This window comes from Photobacterium sp. GB-210, from assembly GCF_003026075.1.
Classification (GTDB): Bacteria; Pseudomonadota; Gammaproteobacteria; order Enterobacterales; family Vibrionaceae; genus Photobacterium.
In genome coordinates this window covers 1-23,096 of the sequence record NZ_PYNU01000013.1, presented here as the reverse complement: position 1 = coordinate 23,096, position 23,096 = coordinate 1, and the positions used below count along the sequence as shown (strand labels likewise).

Annotated in this window: 20 protein-coding genes; 8 read left to right on the top strand and 12 right to left on the bottom strand. The window is 40.9% G+C overall.

Annotated features, from left to right (window positions below):
* Positions 1-113: 113 nt before the first annotated feature.
* The 5 genes from C9J38_RS14475 to metN all read right to left on the bottom strand — a co-directional run bounded on the left by C9J38_RS14475 (position 114) and on the right by metN (position 5,329).
* Positions 114-1,829 carry a proline--tRNA ligase gene (locus C9J38_RS14475; RefSeq protein ID WP_107207707.1) on the bottom strand — a complete coding sequence of 572 codons (1,716 nt, stop codon included), beginning with the start codon at positions 1,827-1,829 and terminating at the stop codon, positions 114-116.
* Between the two features lie 126 nt (positions 1,830-1,955).
* Positions 1,956-2,657, bottom strand: coding sequence for a tRNA (N6-threonylcarbamoyladenosine(37)-N6)-methyltransferase TrmO (gene tsaA, locus C9J38_RS14470; RefSeq protein WP_107207706.1), 702 nt, complete (start codon positions 2,655-2,657; stop codon positions 1,956-1,958).
* Positions 2,658-2,760: 103 nt separating this feature from the next.
* A complete protein-coding gene (locus C9J38_RS14465; RefSeq protein ID WP_107207705.1) occupies positions 2,761-3,576 on the bottom strand; it encodes a MetQ/NlpA family lipoprotein in 816 nt (271 codons plus the stop codon).
* Positions 3,577-3,618: 42 nt separating this feature from the next.
* A complete protein-coding gene (locus C9J38_RS14460) occupies positions 3,619-4,305 on the bottom strand; it encodes a methionine ABC transporter permease (RefSeq protein ID WP_107207704.1) in 687 nt (228 codons plus the stop codon).
* Positions 4,295-5,329 (bottom strand): methionine ABC transporter ATP-binding protein MetN, encoded by a 1,035-nt coding sequence (gene metN / locus C9J38_RS14455; RefSeq protein WP_107207703.1) that lies wholly within the window; start codon positions 5,327-5,329, stop codon positions 4,295-4,297. The genes C9J38_RS14460 and metN overlap by 11 nt, the downstream gene beginning before the upstream one ends.
* Positions 5,330-5,590: 261 nt before the next feature.
* On the opposite strand from metN, the gene gmhB reads away from it, so the two are divergent.
* Together gmhB and C9J38_RS14445 are read left to right on the top strand one after the other, a co-directional pair.
* A complete protein-coding gene (gmhB, locus tag C9J38_RS14450; RefSeq protein ID WP_107207702.1) occupies positions 5,591-6,145 on the top strand; it encodes a D-glycero-beta-D-manno-heptose 1,7-bisphosphate 7-phosphatase in 555 nt (184 codons plus the stop codon).
* Positions 6,146-6,360: 215 nt separating this feature from the next.
* Entirely contained in the window at positions 6,361-6,609 is a 249-nt protein-coding gene (locus tag C9J38_RS14445) for a hypothetical protein (RefSeq protein WP_107207701.1), read from the top strand.
* 66 nt (positions 6,610-6,675) lie between these two features.
* Here the strand turns inward: C9J38_RS14445 and C9J38_RS14440 are convergent, their stop codons facing one another.
* The 7 genes from C9J38_RS14440 to C9J38_RS14410 all read right to left on the bottom strand — a co-directional run bounded on the left by C9J38_RS14440 (position 6,676) and on the right by C9J38_RS14410 (position 14,380).
* The gene (locus C9J38_RS14440) at positions 6,676-7,890 is read right to left on the bottom strand and encodes a lipopolysaccharide assembly protein LapB (RefSeq protein ID WP_107207759.1); all 1,215 of its coding nucleotides are present in this window, start codon (positions 7,888-7,890) and stop codon (positions 6,676-6,678) included.
* 13 nt (positions 7,891-7,903) lie between these two features.
* Positions 7,904-8,542 (bottom strand): energy transducer TonB, encoded by a 639-nt coding sequence (locus C9J38_RS14435; protein ID WP_107207700.1) that lies wholly within the window; start codon positions 8,540-8,542, stop codon positions 7,904-7,906.
* Between the two features lie 4 nt (positions 8,543-8,546).
* Positions 8,547-8,954 carry a biopolymer transporter ExbD gene (locus C9J38_RS14430; protein WP_107207699.1) on the bottom strand — a complete coding sequence of 136 codons (408 nt, stop codon included), beginning with the start codon at positions 8,952-8,954 and terminating at the stop codon, positions 8,547-8,549.
* A 26-nt stretch (positions 8,955-8,980) separates the two neighbouring features.
* Complete coding sequence (locus tag C9J38_RS14425; RefSeq protein WP_107207698.1) at positions 8,981-9,508, bottom strand: MotA/TolQ/ExbB proton channel family protein; 528 nt, start codon at positions 9,506-9,508, stop codon at positions 8,981-8,983.
* Positions 9,509-9,517: 9 nt separating this feature from the next.
* Positions 9,518-10,879 (bottom strand): MotA/TolQ/ExbB proton channel family protein, encoded by a 1,362-nt coding sequence (locus C9J38_RS14420; RefSeq protein ID WP_107207697.1) that lies wholly within the window; start codon positions 10,877-10,879, stop codon positions 9,518-9,520.
* Complete coding sequence (locus C9J38_RS14415; protein ID WP_107207696.1) at positions 10,879-11,646, bottom strand: DUF3450 domain-containing protein; 768 nt, start codon at positions 11,644-11,646, stop codon at positions 10,879-10,881. The genes C9J38_RS14420 and C9J38_RS14415 overlap by 1 nt, the downstream gene beginning before the upstream one ends.
* 103 nt (positions 11,647-11,749) lie before the next feature.
* Positions 11,750-14,380, bottom strand: coding sequence for a TonB-dependent receptor (locus C9J38_RS14410; protein WP_107207695.1), 2,631 nt, complete (start codon positions 14,378-14,380; stop codon positions 11,750-11,752).
* Positions 14,381-15,173: 793 nt separating this feature from the next.
* Between C9J38_RS14410 and C9J38_RS14405 the strand changes: the two genes are divergently transcribed.
* Genes C9J38_RS14405 through C9J38_RS14380 form a run of 6 tightly spaced genes read left to right on the top strand, consistent with a single transcriptional unit; the run spans position 15,174 to position 22,754 of the window.
* Positions 15,174-16,199: an ABC transporter permease subunit gene (locus C9J38_RS14405; RefSeq protein ID WP_107207694.1), complete on the top strand. Its 1,026-nt coding sequence runs from the start codon at positions 15,174-15,176 to the stop codon at positions 16,197-16,199.
* Position 16,200: 1 nt separating this feature from the next.
* Positions 16,201-17,244, top strand: a complete 1,044-nt coding sequence (locus C9J38_RS14400) for an ABC transporter permease (protein WP_107207693.1) — start codon at positions 16,201-16,203, stop codon at positions 17,242-17,244.
* A 25-nt stretch (positions 17,245-17,269) separates the two neighbouring features.
* The gene (locus tag C9J38_RS14395) at positions 17,270-19,123 is read left to right on the top strand and encodes an extracellular solute-binding protein (protein WP_107207692.1); all 1,854 of its coding nucleotides are present in this window, start codon (positions 17,270-17,272) and stop codon (positions 19,121-19,123) included.
* A gap of 14 nt (positions 19,124-19,137) precedes the next feature.
* Positions 19,138-20,004: an ABC transporter ATP-binding protein gene (locus C9J38_RS14390; protein ID WP_107207691.1), complete on the top strand. Its 867-nt coding sequence runs from the start codon at positions 19,138-19,140 to the stop codon at positions 20,002-20,004.
* 34 nt (positions 20,005-20,038) lie between these two features.
* On the top strand, positions 20,039-20,875 hold the full coding sequence (locus tag C9J38_RS14385; protein ID WP_107207690.1) for an ABC transporter ATP-binding protein: 837 nt from the start codon (positions 20,039-20,041) through the stop codon (positions 20,873-20,875).
* Between the two features lie 52 nt (positions 20,876-20,927).
* Complete coding sequence (locus C9J38_RS14380) at positions 20,928-22,754, top strand: extracellular solute-binding protein (RefSeq protein WP_107207689.1); 1,827 nt, start codon at positions 20,928-20,930, stop codon at positions 22,752-22,754.
* Positions 22,755-23,096 lie beyond the last annotated feature (342 nt).

The following is a 23,096-nucleotide window of genomic DNA, read 5'->3' as shown; positions in this document are numbered from 1 at the left end:
GATATTTACTGTTACATAAAAAAATGGGAGTGAGTAAAATGTTTTTTTAAAATAAAGAATAGAAAAAAAGCTGCCATAACGACAGCTTTTTCAATATGTTATTAGCTTTTTACTTAAGCCATTTTTTGCTTAATAAACGCAACAACATCATTTACAGCAACGGCTTCTTTGATACCTGTGCGACGGTTTTTATATTCCATCTCACCGTTTTCAAGGCTACGGTTACCAATAACGATAGTATGTGGAATACCTAGTAGTTCGTGATCTGCAAACATGACTCCTGGGCGTTCTTTACGATCATCAAACAGTACTTCAATACCAGCAGCAGTTAGATCGGCATATAGCTTCTCTGCCGCTTCTTTTACTTCTTCTGATTTCGCCATGTTCATAGGAACAATAGAAACGTGGAATGGTGCAAGCGCATCTGGCCAGATAATGCCGTTTTCGTCATGGTTCTGTTCGATAGCTGATGCCACAACACGTGATACACCAATACCGTAACAACCCATTTCTAGAATGGTGTTTTTACCGTTAGCATCTAGCACGCCACAGTTCATCTTCTCAGAGTATGTATTACCCAGCTGGAAGATGTGACCCACTTCGATACCACGTTTTAGCATCAATGTACCTTGGCCACATGGGCTTGGATCACCTTCAACTACATTACGTAGATCTTCAACGCGATCTAGCTCAACGTCACGGCCCCAGTTGATACCAACATGGTGTTTACCATCGATGTTTGCGCCTGCAGCAAAATCGCTCATTACAGCAACAGTACGGTCAACGATAAATGGAAGCTCAAGACCGACAGGACCAAGTGAGCCAGGACCTGCGTTAACGAACTGGCGAATTTCTTCTTCAGTTGCCATTTCAAGTGGAGAAGCAACCCAGTCTAGGTTTTCAGCTTTAATTTCGTTTAATTCGTGATCACCACGAACCAATAGCGCTACGATAGGCGCATCGATTTCATCAGAAGCTTTAACAAATAGCGTCTTGATCGTTTTCTCGATAGCAATACCGTGTTGCTCAACTAACTCATCGATAGTTTTCGCATTAGGTGTATCGATAACAGACAGTTCCACTGTTGGTGCTGCACGATCGTGAGCAGGGGCTAGTGCTTCTGCTTTTTCGATGTTTGCTGCGTAGTCAGATTCAGTTGAGAATGCAATTAAGTCTTCGCCGCTTTCTGCTAATACGTGGAACTCCTGAGAGCCATTACCACCGATTGCGCCAGAGTCGGCCCATACTGGACGGTACTCAAGACCCATGCGATCGAACGCTTTACAGTAAGCGTCGTGCATTGCATCGTAAGACTTTTGTAGACCTTCTTTGTCAATGTCAAAGCTGTAAGCATCCATCATGCAGAATTCACGTGCACGCATTACGCCGAAACGTGGACGACGCTCGTCACGGAATTTAGTTTGGATTTGGTACAGGTTCAACGGAAGTTGCTTGTAAGAGCTTACTTCGTTGCGTACTAGGCTTGTGATCACTTCTTCTGCTGTTGGGCTAAGCACAAACGGACGAGTATGGCGGTCAGTAAAGCGAAGTAGTTCAGGGCCCATTTTCTCAGAGCGACCTGTTTCTTCCCATAGTTCAAACGGCTGAACAACGGGCATCAAGGTTTCGATTGCGCCTGCATTGTCGATTTCTTGGCGAACGATGTTTTCGACCTTACGCAGTACACGCAGACCTGTAGGTAGCCAGGTGTATAGACCTGAAGCCAGCTTACGGATCATACCTGCACGTAGCATTAGCTGGTGGCTAATAACTTCTGCGTCGTTTGGAGTCTCCTTCAGAGTAGAAAGAAGATAATTACTGGTACGCATTGATGGTATCCGTTGATTAATTAGATTAAAAAAGAAGGGATAAATCCCGCCCGTCAGTGATCTGACGATAGCCGAATATCTTACCAGCCTACACGCTATTCGCCAAAGATAACTGTATAAGATCTGCTATTGATTAACTTTCTCGATCTGATTAACGGTTATTTGTTGCTCTGTTACTGAGAAGTGAACATTAAAATCAAATAAATGCACCGCATATTGTTTTAGATCCGGCTTACCTTTCTTATAAGCAGGACGTGGATCTTGCGCTAAAATTTCACAGATCACGGTTTGATAATAGCTTTTGTTTTTTGCTGGTAGTTGATTGAGCGCTGTTTCACTAAAACACACGGGCATTAGATCCGGTGTGTTAGAAGCAAATCCACCTTGTGCTTGTGGCAAGCTGTCTGAATAAGGGATATAAGGCTTAATATCGATAATAGGCGTACCATCAACGAGATCAACACCACCGAGTTCAATGATCACATTACCGTTTTCATGGCGAATGCCTTTTAATTCGACCGCAGACATGCCAATCCCATTAGGGCGGAATGTGGCACGGCTGGCAAACACACCAATACGTTCATTACCGCCCAATCGAGGCGGTCTAACGGTTGGGCGCCATCCGGCATCTAAATTCTGATCAAACAAAAATAATAACCACAAATGACTAAATTGCTCTATGCCTCTTACCGCTTCTAATGAATTTGCAGCACCTTGTAAAACAATTTCAGAACGCGCACTTGGCACTAACCCAGGCTGCCGAGGAACAGCAAATTTTTCTTTATAGGGAGAGTGGATAATGCCGATAGGTTCGATGTTATAAGACATGGAATGAAGCCAATTAAGAAGCCAAAAGAGCTAAGAATATAGCATAAAAAAGGGTAGGTGCTGAGACCTACCCGATAAGTACATGGTTAGTAGAAAGGAGGGATTACCAACCTTTTACCACACCACCATTAAAGATATTTTTCGCAGAGTTATATACATCTTCAGATTGGTACGCTTGAACAAATTTCTTCACGTTTTCCGCATTCACATTATCTGCACGAGACACAATCAGGTTGACATATGGTGATTCTTTATCTTCTACAAACACACCGTCGCGCTCAGGCGTTAAGTTAATGCTACTTGCGTAAGTGGTATTAATAACAGCCAGTGCCACATCATCTAAAGAGCGTGGTAATTGTGCTGCTTCTAGCTCAACAATCTTTAAGTTTTTCGGGTTTTCAACAATATCTAATACTGTAGCAGTTAAACCTGAACCGTCTTTTAGTTTAATTAGGCCTTGCTGTTGAAGAAGTAAGAGTGAACGACCAAGGTTGGTAGGATCGTTTGGTACTGCCACTTTATCGCCATCTTTTAGCTCATCAACAGATTTGATTGAGTTTGAGTAACCTGCGATTGGGTAAACAAAAGTATTCCCCGCTACCGCAAACTTGTAACCGCGATCTTTAATTTGCTGATCAAGATATGGTTTGTGTTGGAAAGCATTAGCATCAATAGAGCCTTCTTCTAATGCCGCATTCGGTGATACGTAATCAGTAAAAGAAACTAATTCTACATCCAAGCCATATTTTTCTTTTGCTTGTTTTGCAGCAACTTCAGCAACTTGCTCTTCGGCTCCTGCCATGACGCCAATTTTTACCTTGCTATTATCAACTACGGCTTCTTTTTCACTACAGCCTGTTAGTGATAGGGCTGCAGCAACACCTGCAAGAGCAAAAACATGTTTTAGATTAAACGCCATACAACTTCTCCTTAAAATGGGGTTTTCCTTAAAGTGTTTTGATTATCGATGATCAACACGTTTTACGAGGTAATCACCGACAGATTGAATAATTTGGACCAGTACTATTAGAACGACGACTGTGATAGCCATGACGGTGCCATCGAAACGTTGGTAGCCATAACGAATACCGACATCACCTAAACCGCCACCGCCAACCGTACCCGCCATCGCGGAATAACTGACTAAGGTAACAAGGGTGATCGTTACCGCATTGATGATGCCTGGTAATGCTTCTGGTAATAGCACTTTCTTAATGATCTGTAGTGGTGTTGCTCCCATAGATTGTGCTGCTTCCACAAGGCCTGATGGAATTTCTAACAATGCCCCTTCAACTAAACGAGCAATAAAAGGAATTGCTCCTACAGCAAGAGGAACTATCGCCGCAGCAGTACCAATTGAGCTACCTACGACAAATCGGGTAAATGGAATGATCGCAACCAGCAGAATAATAAAAGGAATAGAGCGGCCAATATTAACGATAATGCCAAGGATGTTATTAACAACGGTATTTTCTAATAAGCCATTTTTCTTCGTTAAGTGAAGGGTGACACCCAAAGGAATACCAATAACAAAACCAATTAGCCCTGATACAAACACCATGGTTAGTGTTTGTCCTAATGCTTCAATCAGTAAATCAATCAGGCGGGTATTTTGTTGCCACCACAGGGTTAAATCATTAAGCGACATAGCCAAGCACCTCAACATTTACTTTATTTTGACGTAGAAAATTGACCGCATTCTCAACAGAGTCTTGATCACCAAAAAACTCTGCTAACATCAGTCCAAATTTTACTCCTCCCGCATAATCCATATCCGAGCTGAGAATACTGATATCTAAACCAAACTTACGTGTTACTTGGCTGATCAGTGGCGCATCAACAGAAGCACCGGTGAACTCTAAACGAATAAGAGGGTATGAGTTTTCAACTTGTGCTGGCGTCATACGAGCTTGGTAATCAGCTGGAATCGACAAATCCAATGTTGAACGAATAAAGTCTTTGGCTAATTCGGTGTTGGGGTGTGAGAAAATATCACCGACTGATCCCTGTTCAACTAATTTACCGTCACCAATAATTGCGACCTCACTACAGATACGCTTCACGACATCCATTTCATGGGTAATAAGCAAAATAGTTAGGTTTAGCTTTCGGTTAATTTCTTGCAGTAGCTCCAGAATCGAATGCGTGGTGGCAGGATCTAATGCACTGGTGGCTTCATCACAGAGTAACACTTTGGGATCAGAGGCTAACGCACGAGCAATCGCGACACGTTGCTTTTGTCCACCACTTAAATTTGCTGGGTAGCTTTGGTGTTTATCTTCAAGACCGACTAAAGCCAGTAACTCTGTCACTTTTGTTTTTATTATCGCTTTATTGGTATTGGCTAATTCAAGAGGCAAAGCAACATTATCAAAAACTGTGCGAGATGAAAGGAGATTAAAATGTTGGAAAATCATGCCTATTTTACGACGAGCCAAAGTGAGTTTTTGGTTCGATAGAGTAGTAAGATCGATACCATCGACAATCACTTGACCATTAGAAGGGCGCTCTAACAAATTAACACAACGAATGAGGGTACTTTTCCCTGCACCGGATGAGCCAATAACCCCAAAGATAGTACCTTGCTTAATTGTAAGGTTTATATCGCTTAATGCGTTTATAGCCTTATCGCCTTGATAGAAGACTTTATTGAGTTGCTTTATTTCTATCATTGAACGTCCTGCTCCTAGATAAAACTATTGTATGATCTTGAAAAACTATTGTATAAATTTATGGTTATTTGTTTTATTAGGGTTAAATAAGTAATCAACCTGAAATTATGATGCTATGTTCTATTATAAAAGCTGTCAATAGCTATTTTTACATCTAGACGTCCAAACGGCTATGTTGTGAGCGTTAATCAATAACGAGTACTCTTCATTATTAACTCGTGCCATAATCTAAAAAATTTATGATTTAAGAGGGCTATCCTTTTGGCCAAACCTGCAGTCTTTATTGACCGTGATGGCGTGATTAATGTTGATCACGGCTATGTCCATACCGTTGATGATTTCGAATACATTGACGGGGTATTTGAAGCATGTAAAAAATTCAAAGAAATGGGTTATCTACTCGTATTGGTGACTAACCAATCAGGTATCGCTCGCGGTATGTTTAGTGAAGATGAATTTACTTCATTAACAGAGTGGATGGACTGGAATTTTGTTGATAATGGCGTTGAGTTTGATGGTATTTACTACTGCCCGCACCATGCAACAAAAGGGCAGGGTGATTACTTGCAAGATTGTGATTGCCGTAAACCCAAACCAGGTATGTTTATTTCAGCTCGCGATTTCTTGAAAATCGATATGTCGCAATCTGTGATGATTGGTGATAAAGCGGATGACATGAAAGCAGCCACAGCTGCTGATGTTGCTTTAAAAGTGCTCGTACGTACAGGTAAGCCGATCACGGATGAAGGTGAAGCGTTAGCAAACGTGGTGTTAGACAGTATTGCTGATGTACCAGAGTGGTTAGCTATTCAATAGAAATGAGTGCTTATATAAAGGTCGTTATTAAACGGCCTTTTTTGTCTCTATAACTGGTCGTTTTAACGAAAAGTTAACGATTTAGCTTAGTGAGTTAGACTAACTGAGCCCGTTTTTTGTCAAAAACATTAGAAATAATAACATTTTTAAGATTGGTACAATTTCTGCAGATTACAGAATGAATTGATTAATAATGCTCTTAGGGGGATTTATTCATGATGTGGCGTGTACTTATTAATGCTATAAAAACGGCTGTAATTTCAATAAGTGTTGTGAGCTCGTTTAGTACTAATGCGAATGAACCAGATGAAAGTGGTGATTGGTATCTCTCTCAATTTCATCAAATTGCAGATCAGCAAGTAAATGTCGTTGCTGTCATTGAGCAAGAAAATGCTAAGACGTTGAAACAAACATTATCAGACACACAAAATGCGGTGCTTAACGAGATAAAAAAGGGGAAGTAATAAATACTTCCCCAAACAGTGTGACTGACTCACACAAGATCACGACAGTGAAAGGTGATGGTACCTTTAGCTTTGGTCTTCTAAAAATGCAATCCATGGCTCAGCACTGCTTTTCATCGAAGATGACTGCGCAGCTGTTTTCATCGCCTTTAAAGCATTTTGATGCTGATCTAATTCAAAGTAAGCCATGCCCCTAAGGTAAGCGAGTTCAGCCTTTTCATCGCGTTTAGCGTTGGATGAACTGTTAGCAAAAGCAGTTGCTTGCTTAAATTGCTTATCCTGTATCATTAATTTAACGATACGGATTTGTTGTTTACCTGAAGGTGCAATTTTAAAAGCTTGCTTATAGGTACTGATGGCTTCATCTAGCTCTTTTGCCTGATGATAAAAACTGGCTTGCTTCTCAATATTTGCATGAGTACGAGCAATGTTATTATTTGCCATTTCTTGCGCCATTATCTTCGCTGCTCTGTGGGGAATACCTTGGTATGCCATAAAGTTTACTAAGCGAAGGTGTTCTTTTTCTCCCTCTAACAAACCTAATTTGTAAGCAGCTTCAAGAGTCGCTAGCGCATTTTTATTCTGGTTGAGCTCCATATAAACCCCAGATAGTTGCATCCAATAACGTTTTTTCTTTGGATACTTATTCGTTAAGGTTTTCAGGACACTCGCAACACTTTTGTATTGCTTTAATTCGTAATGGGATGAAACTAGCAATAAGTACCACGATTCATTCGGCGATTTCGTCATTGAGATCGCTTTTTTTGTAGGTGCAATTGCGTTTCTATAATTTCCCATTTGAACATAAGCACTTGCCAGTGTGATGTAAGCATGCGCGGGTGGTTTTTCTTTGGTCGTTTTAGCAACTTTAAACCATGTATTCATGGTGTTGACCGAGTTTTTGTATTGCTCTTCTGCTAAATATAACTGTGCCAAGCTATAACGAACTTGTTGTGCCACCGGTACTGGTAGCGCATCCATTTTCAATGCGTCAGCAAAATATTTGGCAGCCTTCGGGTAATTATCTTTTAAAGAGTAAAGAAACCCCATTTGTTGCAATAACACGGCACGGTCATACTTCTTCTTATTTGAACTACTTAACGATTTATTTAGTTTGCTAATGGCCTCGTTGTACTTTTCCTCTGCAATGAGTTCTTGAACTTTGTTCACAGTACGAAAAGTACGATCTGAAAGTTGCGGGTTCTCATTGGCTACTGCGGGTGCAGAGAGCACACCCGCAGCAAGCGTGAGAGAAGCCAGCATGTGTTTTATTGATTTCATCATGTTTGACTCCTTAATTGGTTGAGAACTCGATCTCTTGAGACATCTTCGCACTCGCTGGTTTACCATCAACCATTTTGGGCTTAAAGGTCCATTTAGAAACAGTTTTTTTCGCAGCTTTGCCTAAGCCAAGCTTACGAGGTGTTTCTTTGAGAACTTTTACGTTTTCAACCGCGCCGCGCTCATTAACCACAAACTCGAGTAACACGACCCCTTTTTCAAGCCCTGAACGTGCAGCCTTTCGAGGCATTTGAGGCTGAAATGTTGCTAGTGGAATTGGACCATTGTTACCACCAACCGCTTGTGCACCACCGCCTTGAGAATAATGCCCTAGCACGGAACCACCAGTTACATTAACGGGTAAATTTAACTGTGGCGTGTCCATTGGCATTTGTTCCATCACCGGTTTTACCGTTGCCGTTACCTTCATTTCTGGTGGCGGTGGCGGGCGTTTTGGTGGTGGCGGAGGTTTTGGCAATTCGCGTTTCTTCTCCTGTATTTTTTCATTTTGTTTAACGTGGATGAAGTCAACCATACGAAGATCTTCATCCGACGTCAGCTCGTGGCGCTCTTTATTTACTAGCTTGTCCATCCCCCAGAACAACCCGAGGGAGACAACGAGCGCCAGTGCAATAGAGACCAAATACCGCATAGGCTTAATCCTTATTGGTTGCGGCAATGGAGATATTTTCAACACCTGCCATTTTTATTTGATCCATGACTTTTACAACCACGCCAGCATTGGCTTCTTGATCGGCTTGAATGACTACCGCTCCATCAGGGCTTTCAGCACGTAGACGTTCAATATTGGCTCGCACTGCATCAACTTCAATACGGCGTTTATCGACCCAAACATCACCTGCGGCACCAACGGCAACCATGATGTTACCTTTCTTAACCACTTGCGCGGAATTTGCACTTGGTCGACTGACTTCGATACCCGCTTCTTTTACAAACGATGTTGTAACGATAAAGAAAATCAACATGATAAATACGATGTCGAGCATGGGTGTCATATCGATAGCTGCTTCATCGCTGCTATCACTGCTATAGCGTCTTTTCATGACCTATACCTCTCAATCCTTTGAATTTAGGCAATATGCTTAAGTTGGTCTTCTAGCTTCTGTGTCGTCATTTTTGCTTGATGATCAAGGCGGGTACTAAAAAATAGTCCAGATAACGATGCCACCATGCCAGCAAGTGTTGGGATTGTTGCTTTTGAAATACCCGATGCCATAGCACGAGGACTCCCGGTTCCAACGACGGCCAAAATATCAAAAACTTGGATCATACCAACTACCGTCCCGAGTAAACCGAGTAGTGGGCAGAGTGCTATCAATACTTTGATAACGGGTAAGCCACGTTTATTTTCAATATCTTGTTTCGATATAATTTCTTGACGAATAGCTTTTGCATTCCAACTGTTGTGATCTTTTCTTGTCATCCAATTGTTAAGTGCACTTTTCGCGGCTTTGGGTGCAACAGCGATGAAGTAAAACCAACGTTCAAGGAGAACAATCCAAAGCATAAAACTGAGTATAAAGATGGCGATGAGGACATCACCACCCATACCTAGAAAGCGTCTTATTGACTCCAGTTCTTCAATTAACCACCACATAACGCCTCCTTAATCTTGGGCTTTGTGTAGCTTTTCCTGGTAACGAGCGATAAAGCCTGCACTCTGCTCTTCAAGTGTTTGGATCAAGCGACGGCTCTTACTGTGTACCAAGGTGTATAGGAACAGGAGTGGGATTGCGACAACCAGACCTAACATTGTGGTTACTAGGGCTTCAGAAATACCGCCAGCCATCAGTTTTGGATCGCCTGTACCAAATAGCGTGATAGCTTGGAAAGTACCAATCATACCCATTACGGTACCCAGTAGGCCAAGTAGTGGGGCGACAGAGGCGAACAATTTAATTGAGCCAACAAAGCGTTCGATACGAGGTGCGTTTCGTAGAATGATTTCATCCAACTTGGCTTCAAGATCTTCAAGGTTGTCACCTTTGTGATCTTGGTAGGCTTCAATCACCTCACCTAATGGGTTATTTTTCAGCGGCGTGTCTGATTTTTCTTGTTTACGCATTTTGTTGCCAATAATCAGTAGTCGTAGGTAACAAACTAGCGCAATTAATGCACCAATCGCACCCATACCAAGGATGACATAACCAACAATTCCACCTTGCTCTACTCGTTCTTTAACAGTTGGGCTTTGTACCAGTAGTGAAAGAATGACACCACGAGATGGGTCAATGAAAAGTGGTTGGTAAGTGTCTTTATTGGCCTCGAAACCTGATACTAATGTCGTAATATTGTTAGCAGGTTGGCGCGATAGCTCTTCAAATTTCTGTGTTTCAGGTACGTATGTAACATACTTACCGTCAGCAATAGCATTGAACTCACCAAGCAGTGTTACGTCAGTCGTTGCTTCTTTACCTTCGCCATACACTACGGTTGCCGGTGTCGTAGACGTTTCGCCTGATACAATGATTTGCTGTAAAATAGTGTGCCAAAAAGACTCTAGCTCTTCAGTTGAAGGTAGCTCTTTACTCTCAGCTAATTTTGTCAGTAAAGCATCGCGCTCAGGAAACTGAACTGCATTTTGTGACGCGTGAAAGAGTCCTTTAAATTCACCCGCATATTGGCGAACAACACCAAACATTTCACCTAAGGTACCAGAGCGCACGCGCAGGGTTTCTGTTAACTCTGTTAATTGTTTGTCGTTGTCATCAAAAGTGGCTTTTAATTGATCACCTTGCTCGGTTGCTGCTTGTAATTTTGCTTTTGCTTGTTGTAATAATGCGGCCTGTTTATTTTTATCTGAAAGAAACTCAGCTTCACGGGCTTTGTTTTCTTTTGACTCAACAATACTTTCAGACTTAACACTTTTTAGAAGCTCATTAAGATTTTTAGGTGCTTCAGCTTGTGCGCTTGAGACCATAAAAAGGCTGGCGAGTAAAACTGCTGCTAATGATTTGAATCCTTTCATTATTTATCCTCCCCAGTGAATACAGGTAGCTTAATCAGTGCTGGTGGTGCTTGTTTCTTAGCAATTCGAATACCTTGTTGAACAGCAATGCGGTAACTCTCTGGCAGAGTTTCCCATTTGCCCGATTGTTGATTCCACATCCCTGTTTCTCCACCATCTGGTGATTGATAAAGAAGGGCGGTACGACCGATGCGTAAAAAGTCATAAGTAACGGTTTCACCATCGCGATCTAAGCTTGCTTTGTAAGACTCAATCGAGCGCGAGAAGCCTTCTTCAATTTGGTATGCTTCCATCACTTTACGGAACTTTTCAGATGTAGTGACATCTGCGCGGTCCATCATTCGCTTCAATTCATTAATGCGTTTTTCACGGTTTTCTTGCTGGAATGGAAGGTCTAGAGCGATAAATTCATCGAGAGCCGTCACCATTTTTAGCGTCAACGGCACAACCTCTGTTGCTGTTTGATCTATCTGAGCAATTTGATTGTTGAGTGAATTAAGCTCTTCTTGTTGAGATAGCACCATGCGTTCAATTTGCTTGTTATAGACCGTCATACTGTCAATTTGACGAAGCAGGCCTTTGTATTCGGCTAACATCGCATCTGCACTATCAGCATATTTATCGATTTTATTTTGCGAGACTTGGGCTGATTTATCGGCTTTCGCTTGAGCTGAAATAACAGCATCTGCATTTGATGCCAAAGTTGCACCACTAAAAGTGAGCAAGGCTGCGGTGATGGCATTCACACCGAATGTTTTTAATTTCATTGATACATCCTTGTTTGTGTGGCTTGTCAGTCAGGGGGAAGGCCGGCACGATATATCGTGCCGGAAATTTATAATTTATTAGTAACTTAATCAGTTAGTTACTTTAAAATTTGAAGTTTAGGTTAGCGTAGAAGTATCGACCGCCAACATCATAGGTTGTTGTATCTGTGTTAGCAGAGATGGTATCTAGAATGAGTGGTGGCTCTTTATCAAATAAGTTATTCACACCACCAGATAGCGTAATACCATTATCAAAGGCATATGCAGCGCTTATATCGTGGTAAACAACGGTTGGAACGCTAAAGTCATATGTTTCTTTATCAGTACCTGGTAGTTCGTAATCAACACCATCAATCAGACGCGTCGTCCAGTTAGCACGCCATGCATCTTGTGCTAGACCAACATTTAGTGTTGAACGGAATTTTGAGAATAGACCTATCGAATCACTGATGAATTTACCGTTGTAATCTTCAACTGTGCCATCAGACTGAGTCAGTTCGTAGTTTAAAACGTATGTATTTTCCCAGTTTAGACTCAGTACCATAGGGTCAAAGTCATAGGCGTAACGGACATTTACATCTAGACCGTCAGTTTTCAAATTACCGACGTTAGTTAAACGCGCATCGATAGCTTTAATATCACCATTAGCAAAACGAGTGATCTTGTCACAGTACTTTCCTGACGTTGCACACTCATCAAGCATTAATTGAGGATCGATATTATCGATTAAGTTTTCTAACTCAATTTGCCAGTAGTCGACAGTGGTTGATAGTCCATCAACAAATGATGGTGAATACACTAAACCAAGAGAAGCTGTGTGGCCCTCTTCTGGTTTAAGCTCTTCATTAGAACCATAGAATACAGGGAACTGAGATCGTCCACTTGAGTCTTGACCGGTAGGATCCGTTAAGACATCCGCACTTTCTGCTGAACCACCATAAAGTTCAGCGATTGACGGTGCTTTAAATACTTCACTGTACGTGCCTCGGAACAGGACATCTTCAACTGGCTGGTACAAGAAGCTATAACCCATCGTTGTTTCCCCACCAAACGATGAGTACTTATCATGTCGAGCCGATACTTTTGCTTCAAGGTAATCAGCTAATGTGACATCTGAAAGGATAGGGATCAGTAATTCACCGTAGAAAGAGTCGACACTGTATGAACCTTCAGTTGGCGATTCTGCGTTACCACTAGCATTACCAAGCACGACCAATGCATCTGGTTGAGAGCCACCTTTTTCAGTACGCGTTTGATAACCTGCCGCAAAGGCGACGGTACCCATTTCGTGTTCAAAAAGATCGCCAGTAACATTAAAGTCGAAAATTTGTTGCTGGTTATACCCTGAATCTTGGCGAGTGAATGTCGCATAGTCTAAAGCGGCTTGGCTAACTTCACCGAATACATTCATCGGTACACAGCCGGCAATAACAGTGCCATCGCTGTCTAAACATTGACCGTTTGCTGATGCGCCGACAGCGTTAGAAACGCGATCTTTCATGAATACGTTGCTTTCAAGCTGGTTAGTTTTGGTTTTACCCCAGTTAAAGCTAGTATCCCACATCCAACCGTTAGAAAATTCACCGTCTAAAGCGAATACAAAGCGCGCTGTATCTGATTCAAATGAGCGATTTCGACCACCGGTTTCAACCATACGTCGACGCCAGTCAGTAATATCAGCACCTGTTGGATTAAACTCATTGTCAGCAGAGATTGGGCCATACCCTTGGAATGCACCAAAAATAGGTTCAGCAGCAAGAAGGTAGTTTGACTTTGAATTTGAATAAAGCGCTTCAAAACTTGCCGTCACTGGACCTAAAATGTCATTTTCAGCAACCAAGTAATTTCCTTGTGTTGCTAGGTACATACGTTCCGATGGGCGTTTTAAGTAGTTATCTGGCGCGTAGTTGTATAAATCATCGGGTGCAGAAAAATCACGCAGCGAACTGCCACCTTCTGGACCAAATGTTTTTCCATCGTAGTAACCCCATGGTGTAGCAGAACTACCACCTACGTATGTACCACCTAGACCGTCATGCATGATGTCTGTATTAGAAAACCCTCGGTCACCCGCCATGATTTTCTTTTCTTCAGAGTAGCCAGCAGAGAAAGTGATATTACCGCGATCACTTGAAGAACCTGCAAGTAAACTAACATCAGTGACTTGACCATCACCTTTTGAGGTTGCCCCTTGCTTTACATTAACTTCAAAGCCTTCGTAGTCTTGCTTAGTGATAATGTTAACAACACCAGCAACAGCATCAGAACCGTAAACAGACGATGCACCATTTTTTAGCACTTCGATACGTTCAACCATCGCGGTTGGGATCATATTAAGGTCAACAGAAGCATTTGCACCTGTACCACCATTTACCATACGACGACCGTTAACAAGAACTAAAGTACGTTTAGCTTCTAGTCCTCTTAGGTTAACTGTTGCTGCACCATTACTACCATTGTTGACAGAAGAGCTCTGAACTGTGCCACCAACTCCTGGTATTTGGTTTAAGACATCGCCAAGTGAAACTAATCCCGTATTTTCAATATAATCAGAGGAAAGTACTTGAACCGGTTCCGCTTCTTCCATATCAACACGAGAAATACGTGAACCCGTTACTTTCATTTTTTGAAGCTTTTCAACTTCTTCTTCGGCATAGGCGACCATAGGGGCTACGCTCAATGAGCCTAGCGCTAGGCTGACGGCAACCGACAACGCTGTATTTTTTTTATACATCCATGCGCTCCATTATCTTCCTAGGTATAAATTATTTTTCTGTTAACTGGTTGTTAACGTTATTAATGGTATAACCGAAGCGAAAATATGAAGTCAAACCAGTAGGATGAATTATTCACCAAACCCCAAAACGGTATAAAATCCATATTTTTTATTTTATTTGGTGTTTAATTCTAATTATTAGATCAGTAGCTGGCTTTTAGTGCTATTTTATTTGCCTGATTGTGGTTATTTTAATATTGACTCAATATCCTTCTATATCAAGTAAAGCCAGTTAAATGAACTGCTTTTTATTTTTTAGGTAGCACAAGTTACCAATATTGGCTAAATGATTATTTATGCATTTGTTAGTTAGTTGATTCTTAGCGAGAGGATCTGTTGTTGCCGGAATAATAGGGCTGTGGTTAGACCACTCTTTAGGTTAATGCTCTATGTGACCGATTAAGGAATAAGAATAAATGCATAAAAATGCAATATTTTTGTAATATTCACAAGGGAAGAAGTGCCTAATCCTGAATGTAAATGGATTAAATAGCAGATAAATGTTGTTTTTTTGTTTCCATTTTGTGTTTTGTGCTTTTCGGGGCATTTATGGCACAAGATTATAGCGTTGGGTTGAAGCTATTCGTAATTCATTGTATTTATGTTGGATATTTATAGTAAGACATGCTGTTGGTGAGTGATGTTGCTTGTTCAGGATGAACCAGTGCATTAAATGTGAAGTTACTAAAATGTAAATTATTATCGCTGGTATATCATCACCAGCATGAATTAACAGGGAGTCAGTTAAGACATGTTTTCGTACTTTTTACGCCGAATGGCGCTTGTGATCCCTACTTTTCTTGGTATTACGGTTTTAATTTTTGCTATTACTCGCTTTGTGCCAGGAGGTCCTGTCGAGCGTATGTTGGCAAATATGCAAGCACAAGGTGATGGTGGTGCAGCTATGTCTTCTGCTGGCGGAAATTCTGCTTTATCGGAAGAGCAAATGGCTGAACTTAATGCGTTTTATGGGCTAGATAAACCCGTGATGGAAGCGTATTCAGAATGGTTGTTTCGCCTCGTGCAGTTAGACTTAGGTGAGTCTACCCGATATTACGAACCAGTTTCTGAAATGATTGCAGAGCGATTACCTGTTTCATTATTTTATGGCGGTATGACGTTCTTTATTAGTTACTTTATTTCTATTCCTCTTGGCTACTACAAAGCACTGAAACATGGTTCGGTGTTTGATTCCTCCTCTTCTATTCTCATCTTCGTCGGCTATGCCTTACCCGGTTATGTTGTTGGTGTACTACTCATCACTTTATTTAGTTATCACTTGGAATGGACACCAATGGGGGGCTTTGTTAGTGATGACTATGAAGATTATGAAACCTTTTTCGAGCGTTTTAAAGACATCATGTGGCACGCGATTCTACCATTAATTTGTTATTTGATTGGTGATTTTGCAACGTTAACGATGACGATGAAAAATAATCTAATGGAGAATTTGTCGTCAGATTATATCCGAACAGCGATCGCGAAAGGATTACCTTTTAAGCGTGCGGTAAGAAAGCATGCTTTACGCAACAGTTTAATTCCGATTGCGAGTCACTTTGGTAATTCCTTATTATTTTTTATGACGGGATCTTTTCTTATTGAAGTTATTTTCAATATTGATGGTATTGGTTTATTAGGCTACGAGTCGATCATGGAGCGTGATTACCCCGTCGTTATGGGGATTGTTGCTGTTAATGCTGCAATGTTATTGGTTGGAAATATCTTGTCAGATATCTGTGTTGCTTTGGTCGACCCTCGCGTGAAGTTTGGAGCCTAATATGTTGAAAATTAATCCATTAACACAAAAGAAGATCAAACGTTTTAAAGAGATTAAACGAGGTTATTGGTCATTCATTATTTTAGCAGTATTACTCACGCTGTCATTATTTGCCGAGCTACTCATTAACAATAAAGCGCTGATCGTGAAATACAATGGGAATTATAGTTTCCCTGTGTTTTCCGATGTACGACTGGGTCAGGACTTTGGTCAAGGTACAGCAAGTGAGGCGGATTACCGTTTACTTCAAAAAACGTTTGAAGAAGAGGGCGGAGACAATTTTGTCATTATGCCTTTAGTACCATGGAATGCCTATGAGCAGGACTTTTCCGGCGACTATCCGCCAAACCCACCAAACTTCGAGAATAAACACTATTTAGGTACTGACATTATTGGTCGAGATATCTTAGCGCGTTTGGTATACGGCTTTCGTATCGCTATGGGATTTGCATTATTAACCATGGCCATTTCTTATGCGATTGGCACTGCAGTAGGATGCGCGATGGGTTTTTTTGGTGGAAAGTTCGATTTATTCGTCCAACGTTTAATTGAAATCTGGTCAATGGTGCCTTTCCTTTATGTGATTATGATTTTAGTTTCGATCACTCAGCCAACCTTTACTTTGTTTGTTGCCATCAACGTTTTATTTGGTTGGATGGGGATGACCTGGTATATGCGTACCATGACTTATAAAGAGTCTGCACGTGAATATGTTATGGCAGCTAAAGCTTTAGGCGCTTCAACGGGTAGGATTTTATTTAACCACATACTACCTAATACGATGGTAATGATCGTGACATTAGCTCCGTTTACCATTGCGGCAAACATCACCGCGTTAACGGCATTAGATTATTTAGGGTTAGGTTTAATGCCCCCAACCCCAAGCTGGGGAGAGTTACTACAGCAAGGAAAATCTAACCTTGACTCTCCATGGATTGTGACCTCAGTTGTAACATCAATCGTGTTGGTGTTAGTGATGGTTACCTTTATTGGCGAAGCCATTCGTGCCGCTTTTGACCCAAAACGATTTACTCGTTACGTTTAGTCGCATAGCGAAACAAGGATGTTATATGAAAAATAATAAATACAGTGCGCTTACTTTGATAGCGCTTTCAATGGCAGCAATCAGTCCCAATACATTTGCGGCTCAGTTACCGTCGGATATGACATGGGTAACTAATCTTGATGAGCCTTTATTTGCCTCTCCAGATGCTCAGCGTGGCGGTACATACCGTACGTTTATGCGTAGCTTCCCTCAAACTTTACGTAGTGTTGGGCCTGATGCTAACTCAGGACTTCGCCAATATTTTATGGATGAAGCACCAAAGTTAGTCCAACTTCATCCGACCACTGGTGAGTGGATCCCGCAATTAGCAACTGAATGGGCATTTGGTGATGATCATAAATCGGTGTATTTCAAACTAGATCCTAATGCACGTTGGAGTGACGGAAAAAAAGTAACAGCAGAGGATTACCTCTTCATGCTTAAGTACTACCGTTCGAAAGATATCATTGACCCTTGGTATAATGATTTTTTTATCAACCATATAGAAAATGTTGAAAAAATTGATGATTACACCATTGTTATTACCTCAAAAGTAGCGAAGAGTGATGATGAATTACTTTACATGTTGTCTCTTCCAAGTAATGGTGTACAGCCCCGTCCGGCTCATTATTTTGCATCAGTAAAGGATGAAAATAATGATGGTATGGACGATAACTTTGTTCGTAAATACAACTTTAAGACAGAGCCAACAACAGGGCCTTATTACGTAGATAAAGTTAAAAAAGGGAAAAGCATTACCTTTAAACATGTCGGTGATGAGTGGTGGGGATACAACAATCGCTATTATAAAAATCGTTATAACGTCGATAAGATCCGTATTAAAGTGATCCGCGATCAAGATATTGCTAAAAAACACTTCGAAAAAGGGGATTTAGACTCATTCATTCTTGCTCAGCCTGAATTATGGCATGAAAAGTCTAATACAAAAGCTTATCAAAATGGTTACGTCCATAAGTTATGGGGTTACAACGAAGCGGTTCAGGGCGCTGGTGGGTTGTGGATGAATACTGCGAAGCCTTTACTGGATGATTTGAATATCCGTAAGGGAATTACCTATGCAACCGACTATGATGGTTTGATCAAAAATGTATTACGTGGTGATTACCTTCGTAAGCCGCATGGTCTAGGTACGGGGCATGGTGGTTTCGACAGTCCTACCCGAACTCCACCGACGTTTGAACCAGAAAAAGCCATTATTTACTTTGAAAAGGCCGGTTTTTCAACAGTAGGTGCTGATGGCATTCGTATGAATGATGAAGGTCAACGTTTGTCGTTTGCTGTTACTTATAGTCGCCCAGCACGAACGCCTCGTCTCGCATATTTAAAAGAGCAGGCAAAACAGGCAGGGTTAGAGTTAACACTGAATCTAATTGATGGTTCATCTGCGTTCAAATATATCTTAGAAAAGAAACATGAATTGGCTTATCTGACGATGGGGGGCGGTAAAATTCCTGCTTACTGGGAATATTTACACTCGGTAAACGCAAAGCCTCAAACCAATAACCATACTAATTATCGTTCTCCTGAAATGGATAAAAAGATCGCTGCCTTTATTGCCGAATTTGATACTAAGAAAAAACAAAGTATTTCCCATGATATTCAGAAAATGGTTTCAGATGCCTATGTAATAGTACCGGGCTACATGGCTCCTTTCACACGTGAAGCTTATTGGCGTTGGATGCAATTCCCTTCGCCAGTCATGACGAAAGATACGGATTATGTTTTCTCTAATGGTGGGTATCTAACATTGGGAACATTCTGGATTAATTCTGATGTGAAAAAAGAAACCAAAACAGCAATGAAAAAAGGGGAATCTTTTGATCCTGTAGTCATTATCGATGATAGCTATAAGCCATAACGTAGGAGTGAATGATGCAAGATGAGATCATTTTAAGCGTACGTGATTTAGAGACTGAGTTCTCGACAGATGATGGCGTGGTAAAAATTCTTCATGGCGTGAATTTTGATGTTTATAAAGGCCGAACGCTAGGGTTAGTTGGAGAATCTGGTTGCGGTAAAAGTGTCACTTCTATGTCCATAATGGGTTTATTACCCAAACCGTATGGGCAAATAACCAACGGCCAGATCTTGTACCGTGGTACTGATTTGGTCACTTTGCCGGCAGAAGAAATGTATGCCATGCGTGGCAATAAAATCTCGATCATCTTTCAAGATCCAATGACGGCGTTAAACCCTGTTCATACCATTGGACGACAGCTCAATGAAGTGTTGGAACTGCATCGTCCTGATCTCGATAAATCGCAGCGGACTGCCTATTCAGTTGAAATGCTAAATAAGGTAAAGATCCCTTATCCAGAAAAACGTTTTAACGAGTATCCACATAATTTATCTGGAGGGATGCGCCAGCGAGTCATGATAGCCATGGCGCTGGCCTGTAAACCTGACATACTTATTTGTGATGAGCCGACAACCGCACTCGATGTAACGGTACAAGCGTCTATTCTTGAATTAATGAATGAACTTCAAGAAGAAACGGGTATGGCCATGATTTTTATTACGCATGACTTAGGTGTTGTGGCTGAGATTTGTGATGAAGTTGCTGTTATGTATGGGGGAAAGGTTGTCGAATATGCCGAGATATTTGATCTATTTGATAACCCTCAACACCCTTATACCGAACGCTTAATGGGATTGATGCCAAGTCTGGATAGTGAGCCCAAACAACCGATAGAAATCAAACCGATTGATATCACCTTGTTTCCAGAGTTTAAGGGTTAAGCCAGCGTTCATAGTCTAATATTAAGGTGATGTTATGTCAGAGATTTTAAGGATTGAAAACCTCAAGCAGCACTTTGTTTCAGGTAAAGGTATTTTCAAAAAAGGCTACACTATAAAAGCGGTAGATGGCGTTTCCTTTTCAGTTTCACAGGGTGAAACACTTGGCCTTGTAGGGGAGTCGGGTTGTGGGAAAAGTACATTAGGTCGAACTATTCTCAAGTTGTTTGAACCGACAGAAGGACGAATTTTTTTTGAAGGTAAAGACATTACTGATCTATCTACTAAGGCAATGAGACCGCTTCGAAAAGACATGCAGATTGTCTTTCAAGATCCAATGGAGTCACTAAACCAGCGCCATACCATTGGCATGATCTTAGAAGAGCCTTTTGTTATCCATAAAATAGGCACCCCTGAAGAGCGAAAAAAGTGGGTTAAAGAATTGCTGATTAAAGTAGGGTTACCGGAATCTTCAGTTAATCGCTATCCTCATGAATTTTCTGGTGGTCAGCGTCAACGCATTGGTATTGCACGGGCGATAGCACTCAAACCTAAATTACTCATTTGTGATGAATCCGTGTCAGCTCTTGATGTATCAGTACAGGCGCAAATTTTAAACTTATTACTGCAATTACAAAAAGAGATGAATCTAGCCATGATCTTTATCTCTCACGATTTATCCGTTGTTAAACATATATCAGATAACCTTGTCGTGATGTATTTCGGAAAAGTTGTTGAAATGGGGAAAGCAAAAGATATTTATGCGAATCCTCAGGCTGATTACACCAAAACGTTACTATCAGCGATTCCAATCACCCATCCAAAATACAGGAAAAGAAAAAGGCATAACGAAAAAAAAGCTGACGTCGCTTAATCGTTATGATGTCGAATAAAGTGTGATTGAAAGCAATGCTCAAGGATGAACGATGATTAGACAGATTTTAACTGCCACAGCAGTCTTATTACCTACTTTATCGTGGGCGGAGTTACCTTCAAACGTTGAGTGGATTACAAATAATAACGAGCCTCTTTTTGCGTCATCTGATGCAAAATTCGGAGGGACGTTGCGCACCCATATCTCTAGTTTTCCGCAAACATTTCGAACCGTAGGACCTGATGGTAACGGTGAGTTTCGTGTTTGGCTATTAGATGGGCAACCGCAATTACTTCAGCGCCACCCTGACACACAAAAATATATTCCTGATCTTGCAACGCATTGGGCCTTTGGTGAAGACAAAAAGACTATTTATGTAAAGTTAAATCCAGCAGCCAAATGGTCAGATGGGAAGCCTCTCAAAGCATCTGATTATATTTACATGCTAACGTTTTATCTTTCAAAAGATATTGTCGATCCTTGGTACAACACATTTTATTCTGAATATTTTGAACGTATCACTGCGCTGGATGAGCATACTTTGGAGATTGTTTTCGCTACTGAGAAGGATGAAGCCGATCTGCTATATGGTATTCATCGCTTAAAGCCTCGACCTGAGCATTTTTATACGCCAACCAAAGATGAAAATAACGATGGTGTTGATGATAACTTCGTGCGCCGTTTTAACTTTAAAGCGGAACCGACACTGGGTGCTTATCATGTAGGTAAGATCAAAAAAGGTAAATCCATTACCATGGAGCATGTTGGTGAAGACTGGTGGGGATACGGTAATCGCTATTATAAAGGCCGATATAATGTAGAAAAAATCAGGATCAAAGTCATTCGTGATAGCGATATTGCCTTTAAGCACTTTCAAAAAGGTGACCTAGATATATTTTATTTAGGACGTCCTGAGCTATGGCATGAAAAGTCAGATACCAAGCCTTTTAAAAATGGCTATATTCATAAATTTTGGGGATACAGCGAGCCTGAACTTGGGGCTGGAAGTTTTTGGTTAAATACCGATAAACCCATGCTTGATAATATCCACGTTCGTACTGGTATTGCATATGCTTTAGATATTGATGGATTAAATAAAAACGTATTGCGTGGTGATTTTGTACGTAAACCTCATGGATTAGGGGTCGGGCAGGGTAACTTTAGTAATCAAGAGCTAAAACCATTACCTTTTGAACCAAACAAAGCGATCGCAGAATTTGAAAAAGCTGGGTTTACAACTATTGGTTCTGATGGCATTCGTCTCAATGACCAAAAGCAAAGGTTGAGTTTTGCTTTTACCTATAGCCACCAAGTGGTAACCCCTCGTTTGGCTTATTTGAAAGAACAAGCAAAATTAGCTGGGCTAGAAATTAAAATGAATTTAATTGATGGCTCTTCTGCATTTAAGTATGCGTTAGAGAAAAAACATGATGTGTCTTTCCATTCAATGGGAACAGCACCGCAACCTCAATATTGGGAGTATTTTCATAGTGCTAATGCAGGGAAAGTCCAAAATAATAACTTTACTAATTTTAGTACTCCTGAATTGGATCAGTTAATTATGAACTTTCGTAATGCGCTATCAACTCAAGATAAAGAAAGGTACTCCCGTCAGATACAAGCCGTTGTTCACGATGCAACAGTCGTAATACCTGGATTAATGGCTCCCTATACACGCGAAGCGTACTGGCGTTGGATGAAATATCCAGAACAGCCAATGCAGAAAAAAACACAAATGTTATTTACGCATGGTGGCCTACGCGATTTAGGCGTGTATTGGATCGACAATGACGTAAAAAAAGAAACGAAATCAGCAGTTAAAAAAGATCATAGTTTCGGTTCTAAAACCGTAATCGATGACAAATATAAGCCAAATTAAACGTATTTAAGGTTCGTAGGATAAATAAAAGCACGTATTACACTACGTGCTTTTTTGTTTTTTATACGAATTAATATTTTTTTGGTTGAATGTTGACCAGTCGTGTATTTTTTTTATTTCAGGGGCTTGTCAGGACATAAAATCTCCCTATAATGCGACCTCACTGACACGGAGCAAGCCATTGGCTAGCAACCAAATCAGTATTGTTCTTTAATAATTTGACCATGCAATCTGTGTGGGCACTCGTTGAAAAGTTAAGTCGAAAGATTTATCAATGATACTAGTGACCAATTGATACGTAAGTATCAGCACAGTCAATTCATTCATCATTTTATGATGAAT